Genomic DNA, 6,947 nt, shown 5'->3' on the forward strand with positions numbered 1-6,947 from the left:
CCCGCGACGGAAGTCGCCGGGCGACCGCCCCTCCGCCGTCCCCCGGCCGGTCCGGCCCCACCCGGACCCCCGGTCGCACACCGCCCCCGCACATGCCACCAGCACCTGCGCGGCCCCCGGGCCGCAGCCGCACCGCATCCGACACACCGCCGCACCACCACCGGACCCGATCGTGGCGCCCCTACCACCTGGGGGTGCCCGCTGTCTCACCGAAGCGCTTTTCCGATGATCTGTTCTACTGCGCTCCCGTGATTTCCCGGCGCCGACCTGATCCGGGGTGACATGCTGCTCACCATCAGGGGGTTGATCCAGATTTCCACCGTGTTCCGAGGACTTCCGCTCCGACGATCACCAGAGGTCCGACCGGAGGCCGACGTGTCCGCGAACATCAATCCCACGGTGCGCCGGCGGCGGCTCGGCGCGGAACTGCGCAAGCTCCGCGACCAGGCCGGGATGACCGCGGAGGAGGTGGCCGGCCGGCTGATGGTCTCCCAGTCCAAGATCAGCCGGCTGGAGAACGGCCGCCGCAGCATCAGCCAGCGGGACGTCCGGGACCTCTGCGACGTCTACAACGTCGCCGACGAGGCGATGCGGGCCAGCCTGATGGAGATGGCCCGGGAGTCCCGGCAGCGCGGCTGGTGGCACGACTTCAACGACATGCCCACGCCCTACAGCGTGTACATCGGCCTGGAGGCCGAGGCCTCCTCGATCCGCGCCTACGAGTCCTCCTTCGTGCCCGGGCTGCTGCAGACCGAGCAGTACGCGCAGGCCGTGGTCGAGGGCACCCAGCCGGACACCGACGCGCTCGCCGTCCAGCGCCGCGTCCAGGTCCGGATGAAGCGCCAGGACCGGGTCAACGGCGACAACCAGCTCGGCAGCCTGTGGACCGTGATAGACGAGGCGGTGCTCCGCCGGGAGGTCGGCAGCAGGGAGGTGATGGCCCACCAGCTGAAGCACATGCTGGAGCTGAGCCAGCGCCCCAACATCACCATCCAGGTCATCCCGTTCTCGCACGGCGCCCACCCCGGCATGACCGGGACATTCTCCCTGTTGGAGTTCCCCGAGTCAGCCGATTCCACAGTTGTCTACTTCGAAGGGGTGACGAGCGATCTCTACCTGGAGAAGGAGGCCGACGTGCGCCGCTATACCAGTCTCTACGACCACCTGCGGGCGGCCGCGCTCGGGGTGGCCGAGACCCGGACACTGATAGCCGACATTGAAGAGGGATACCACCGATGAGCACCACCTTCGAGAACGGGACGAGCTGGCGCAAGAGCAGTCACAGCGGCGGCAACGGCGCCTGTGTGGAGATCCGCGTGCCGGCCACCGACCTGGTGGCGGTCCGTGACTCCAAGGACCCGCAGGGTCCGCAACTGCGCTTCTCCGCCGAAGCCTGGAACGCGTTCGCCGCCGACGCGGGCGCCGGGGTGTTCGGCGGGTTCTGATCCGCTCCGTACCGCTTCTCGGCCAGGTGCCCGTAGCGGTGTCCACCGCCCTCCCCGGGCGGCGGGCACCGCTACGGGCATCTTCGCGTCCATGGGCATGGCCGCGTCAACAGAAGCTCAGCCGAGCACCGGGTAGCGGGCCGCCCAGGCCGCGCCCTCCGCGCTGTCGGCACTGTGCAGCTCGGGCCCGTGCATCAGCTCCAGGACGAAGTCGTCCGCCAGTTCCAGCAGCGCCCCGCGCCCCTCAAGACCGGCCACCAGGCCGGGCGGCAGCGCGGTGTCACCGTGCAGCACCCCCAGCAGGTTGCCGCAGATCGCGCCGGTGGAGTCGCTGTCCCCCGAGTGGTTCACCGCCAGCAGCAGCCCGGAGCGGACGTCGTGCGCGACCAGCGCGCAGTACACCCCGATCGCCAGCGCCTCCTCGGCGACCCAGCCCTCCCCCAGCGCCTCGACCCGCTCGGCGGACGGCTCCCCCGCCCGCACCGCGTCCAGCGCCGCCCGCAGCGCCGCCGTGGTCTCCTCGTGCGCCGGCCGCTCGGAGAGCAGCGCGAGCGCCAGGTGCACCCCCTCCTCCAGGGTGCCGCCACGGGCCGCGGTCTGGACGATCACCGCCAGCGCGCCGGCCGAGAGGTAGCCGGTGGGGTGGCCGTGGGTCAGCACCGAGCACTCCACCGCCAGCTGGAACACCAGGCCCGGCTCCCAGGTGGTCAGCAGCCCGAACGGCGCCGCCCGCATCACCGTGCCGCACCCCTTGGAGTGCGGGTTCTTCGGCGTCTCCAGGGTGCCGAGCCGCTCGGCGTCCGGACCGGAGAGGCCGGACAGGCAGGCCTGGCCCGGCGCGCGCTGCGCGTACAGCCACTCCTCGCGGCCCAGCCAGCCCAGGTCGGCGCGCCGCTCGTCCGGGCCCCAGTCCCGCTGGGTGGCGGCCCAGCGCAGATAGGCGCGGTGGACGTCGGTGGGCGGGTGCCAACTCCCGGTGTCCCGCCGGATGTGCGCGCGGATCAGCCCGTCGAGGGTGAACAGCACCATCTGCGTGTCGTCGGTGACGGCGCCGAGCCGCCCGTACGCGGGGACGTACCCGGTGACGCCGAGCGGGCCGTGCGCGGCGCGGATCTTCTCCAGCGACTCGAACTCCACGCCCGCGCCGAGCGCGTCCCCGACCGCCCCGCCCAGCAGGCACCCCCGCACCCGGCTGCGGAAGTCCTGCTGCTGGGCGCGTGACCACAGTGGCATCACGACGGGCGCCTTTCGTCCGGGTTCGGGCAGGGTCGCGCGACGCACGGCCGGTCGCGCGCCCTCGCACTGTATTCGAATGCCCGAACGGCACGGCAGGGTTCCCGCTCCACCGGATCGCCACCGGATGTTCCGCCGCCCGTCGGGCGCCCCGGGTATTGCCCGCTCACTCCACCACCGCTCACTCCACCAGCGGCAGCAGCTCCGGCAGACGCCCGTCCGAGGCCAGCCCGGCGGCCAGCCGTTCGGCCGGCACCTCGCCGTAGGTGGTGGTGCGCTGGCGGTGCGGACGCCCGGCCGCCTCGGCGATCGCCCGCAGCTCCCGGACCGACTTGTGGCTCCCGTACGCCGACCCGGCCATCCGCGAGATGGTCTCCTCCATCAGCGTGCCGCCGAGGTCGTTCGCACCCGAGCGGAGCATCTCGGCCGCGCCCTCCGCGCCCAGCTTCACCCAGCTGGTCTGGATGTTGCGGATGTGCGGGTGGAGCAGCAGCCGGGCCATCGCGACCACCGCCCGGTTGTCCCGCGCGGTCGGGCCCGGCCGGGCGATCCCGGCCAGGTAGACCGGGGCGTTGGTGTGGATGAACGGCAGCGTCACGAACTCGGTGAAGCCGCCGGTGCGCTGCTGGATCTCCGCCAGCAGCCGCAGGTGGCCCACCCAGTGCCTGGGCGTGTCCACGTGCCCGTACATCATCGTGGACGAGGAGCGGATGCCCAGCTCGTGCGCGGTGGTGACGACCTCCACCCAGGTCGCGGCCGGCAGCTTGCCCTTGGTGAGCACCCAGCGGACCTCGTCGTCGAGGATCTCGGCGGCGGTGCCGGGGATGGAGTCCAGACCGGACTCCTGGGCGCGCCGCAGCCAGTCCCGGATCGACAGCCCGGTCCGGGTGGCGCCGTTGACCACTTCCATCGGCGAGAAGGCGTGCACATGGATGCCGGGCACCCGTTCCTTCACCGCGCGCGCGATGTCGAAGTAGGCGGTGCCGGGTAGGTCGGGGTGGATGCCGCCCTGCATGCAGACCTCGGTGGCGCCGACCTCCCAGGCCTGCGCGGCCCGGTCGGCGACCTGCTCCAGCGAGAGGCTGTAGGCGTCCGCGTCGGTGCGGCGCTGGGCGAAGGCGCAGAACCGGCAGCCGGTGTAGCAGACGTTGGTGAAGTTGATGTTCCGGGTGACGCAGTAGGTGACCTCGTCGCCGACCGCGTCCCGGCGCACCGCGTCGGCGATCCGGCAGAGCGCGTCCAGCGCCGGGCCGTCCGCCTGGAACAGCGCCAGCGCCTGCTCGTCGGTCAGCCGGACCGGGTCGTCGGCGGCCACCGCCAGGGCGGCCCGGACCTCGGCGTCCAACCGCTCCGGCGCGCCGGCCGGGCCGGGGACGGCCGAGGCCGCCTGCTCGCGCAGCACCTCCCAGTCGCCGTAGACGTCCTCGAAGTCGGCCCGCCGGTCGCCGGTCCGGCCCTCGGTGTCGATGGTGCTGTGCAGATCGGTGCGGCCGTAGGAGGCCGGCAGGTCCTCCGGCTCCTGCCAGGGGTGCCCGGTGACCACCGCGTCGGGGCGGGCCAGGCCGGTCTCCGGGTCGGCCAGCGCCCGGACGTGCGGCAGCACCCGCGGGTCAAGCCAGGGCTCGCCGCGGCGGACGTACTCGGGGTAGACGGCGAGCCGCTCGCGCAGCTCGAAGCCGGCCGCGGCCGAGCGCTCGGCCAGCCTCTCGATCTGCGGCCAGGGGCGTTCGGGGTTGACGTGGTCGGGGGTCAGCGGGGAGACCCCGCCCCAGTCGTCGATGCCGGCCGCGATCAGCCGCTCGTACTCGCCGTCCACCAGGTTCGGCGGCGCCTGGAGGCAGGCGGCCGGCCCCATGATGTGCCGGGCCACCGCGACGGTGGCGACCAGCTCGTCCAACTCCGCGTCCGGCATGCCGCGCATCGCGGTGTCCGGCTTGGCGCGGAAGTTCTGCAGGATCAGCTCCTGGACGCCGTGGTAGGCCCGGGAGACCCGGCGCAGCGCGAACAGCGACTCGGCGCGCTCCTCGTAGGTCTCGCCGATGCCGATCAGCAGGCCGCTGGTGAACGGCACCGAGCTGCGCCCGGCGTCCTCCAGCACCCGCAGCCGGACGGCGGGCTCCTTGTCGGGCGAGCCGTAGTGCGGGCCGCCGGGCTCGCTCCACAGCCGGGTGGCGGTGGTCTCCAGCATCATGCCCATCGAGGCGGAGACCGGCTTGAGCCGCTGGAAGTCCGTCCAGCCCAGCACCCCGGGGTTGAGGTGCGGGAGCAGCCCGGTCTCCTCCAGGATGCGGATCGACATGGCGCGGACGTACGCGACGGTGTCGTCGTAGCCGTGCGCGTCCAGCCACTCGCGGGCCTCCGGCCAGCGGTCCTCGGGCTTGTCCCCGAGCGTGATGAGCGCTTCCTTGCAGCCGAGTTCCGCGCCCCGGCGGGCGACCTCCAGCACCTCGTCCGGGGACATGAACATCCCGTGCCCCTCGCGGCGCAGCTTGCCGGGAACGGTGACGAAGGTGCAGTAGTGGCACTTGTCCCGGCAGAGCCGGGTGAGCGGGATGAACACGCTCTTGGAGTAGGTGATGACGCCGGGCCGGCCGGCCGCGTCGAGGCCGGCGTCGCGGACCCGGGCGGCGCTCGCGCAGAGGTCGCGCAGGTCGTCCCCTCTCGCCCGGAGCAGTACCGCCGCCTCGGTCGCGTCCAGCGCGACGCCGTCCCGGGCGCGGCGCAGGGCACGCCGCATCGCGTTGGCGGTCGGGGTGTTGGTTGCGTCCATGCCGCGACCCTACGCCAGTCCACGTACCCTCCTCGTGCGTTCGGAGGAGCCGACCCTGAGGAGGACTCAGGGTCGGCTGCGCCGGGAGACCGACCCCGAACCCACCCTGCGGGGCGATGACGCGGGCGTCCCGGGACCGTCTAATGGAAACCCAGGGACGGTCGTTGACTGACGGAGGGGTTGGAACCATGACGGACGAGAGGGCGACCGCGGGCGGCGGCCCGGCGGACGAACCGCGGGGCGCGGCTCCCTACCGGTCGCGGCGTCGCACCCTGGTGCGGGTGGCCGTGCCGCTGGCGGTGACCGCGGCGATCGCCGCCGGGGTGGGGCTGGTGCCGGCGCTGGCGGACACCTCGCCGCCCGAGCTGCCCGCGCTGACGGCGGAGCAGCTGGTCGCGAAGGTGCTCGGCTCGGAGGCCCGGACGCTCTCCGGCACGGTGTCGGTCTCGACCGACCTCGGCGTGCCGGGCCAGCTGCTGGGAGCAGCGGCCGGCGGGCTGTCGGGCGGCGGGGCGGCGCCCGGCGGCGGGGACGGGCCCTCGGGCGCCGCGCCCGGGTCGAAGCTGACCGGCCTGCTCGGCGGCGAGCACACCCTGCGGATCGCGGTGGACGGGCCGGAGCGCCAGCGGATCGGCCTGCTGGAGAAGCTGTCCGGGTACGAGCTGATCCGCAACGGCGACCAGGTCTGGGCCTGGGACAGCAGCACCAACGAGGCCGTGCACCTGACCGGCGCCCGGCCGGACGCGGCGGCGGACGGCCACCGGGGCGGGGCACCGCTGGCCGGTGTGCCGGCCACCCCGCAGGAGGCTGCCCTGCAGTTCCTGACCGCGAGCGCCGAGTCCACCGCCGTCACCGTGGACGGCACCGCGACCGTGGCCGGGCAGAAGGCCTACCGGCTGAGCGTGAAGCCCACCGAGCCCGGCTCGACGATCGGCGAGGTGCGGATCGCGGTGGCCGCCGACAACGGGGTGCCGCTGTCGGTCGTGGTCGAGGGCACGGACGGCGGCACCGTGCTGGACGTCCACTTCACCCAGGTCTCGTTCGCCCGGCCGGGCGCCAAGACCTTCGAGTTCACCGTGCCCAAGGGCGCCAAGGTGACCGAGCAGAAGGCGTCCGGGGCGCCGCGCGGCGAGGTGACGCCGGAGGAGGCCGGAGCGGCGGCCGAGGGCCTGAACGTGATCGGCGAGGGCTGGACGACCGTGCTCTCGGCGAAGCTGCCCACCGGCGACGTGTTCGTCCCGGCCGAGGGCGGGGGTCCGCGCGGCCACCACGGCCCGGGCGCCGGCGCCGGCGCGTCGCAGAACCCGCTGGCGCTGGCCAAGTCGCTGGGCAAGCCGGTCGCCGGCGGCTCGCTGATCAGCACCAAGGTGGTCAATGTGCTGGTCACCGACGACGGCCGGGTCTTCGCGGGCGCGGTGACCCTGCCGGTGCTGCAGAGTGCGGCCGGGGTGAAGTAGTGGCCCAGGCTCCCGTAACGGGGGACGTTACGGAGCCGGCCG

General features: G+C 73.6%; 5 protein-coding genes. 3 read left to right on the forward strand and 2 right to left on the reverse strand.

The annotated features are described in order from the left end of the window. Positions 1-375: 375 nt before the first annotated feature. Positions 376-1,239: a helix-turn-helix domain-containing protein gene (locus tag ACFU74_RS33225; RefSeq protein ID WP_380763600.1), complete on the forward strand. Its 864-nt coding sequence runs from the start codon at positions 376-378 to the stop codon at positions 1,237-1,239. Then, positions 1,236-1,445 (forward strand): DUF397 domain-containing protein, encoded by a 210-nt coding sequence (locus ACFU74_RS33230; protein ID WP_380687318.1) that lies wholly within the window; start codon positions 1,236-1,238, stop codon positions 1,443-1,445. Before ACFU74_RS33225 ends, ACFU74_RS33230 begins: the two co-directional genes overlap by 4 nt. Positions 1,446-1,562: 117 nt before the next feature. Here the strand turns inward: ACFU74_RS33230 and ACFU74_RS33235 are convergent, their stop codons facing one another. Next, positions 1,563-2,678 carry an ADP-ribosylglycohydrolase family protein gene (locus ACFU74_RS33235; protein ID WP_380763602.1) on the reverse strand — a complete coding sequence of 372 codons (1,116 nt, stop codon included), beginning with the start codon at positions 2,676-2,678 and terminating at the stop codon, positions 1,563-1,565. A 181-nt stretch (positions 2,679-2,859) separates the two neighbouring features. Beyond that, positions 2,860-5,448 carry a bifunctional FO biosynthesis protein CofGH gene (locus tag ACFU74_RS33240; protein WP_380763604.1) on the reverse strand — a complete coding sequence of 863 codons (2,589 nt, stop codon included), beginning with the start codon at positions 5,446-5,448 and terminating at the stop codon, positions 2,860-2,862. Between the two features lie 188 nt (positions 5,449-5,636). Here ACFU74_RS33240 and ACFU74_RS33245 point away from each other — a divergent pair, with 188 nt between their 5' ends. After that, entirely contained in the window at positions 5,637-6,905 is a 1,269-nt protein-coding gene (locus ACFU74_RS33245) for an outer membrane lipoprotein carrier protein LolA (RefSeq protein ID WP_380763606.1), read from the forward strand. Positions 6,906-6,947: the final 42 nt, after the last annotated feature.

The organism is Kitasatospora sp. NPDC057500 (assembly GCF_042802195.1).
Lineage (GTDB): Bacteria > Actinomycetota > Actinomycetes > Streptomycetales > Streptomycetaceae > Kitasatospora.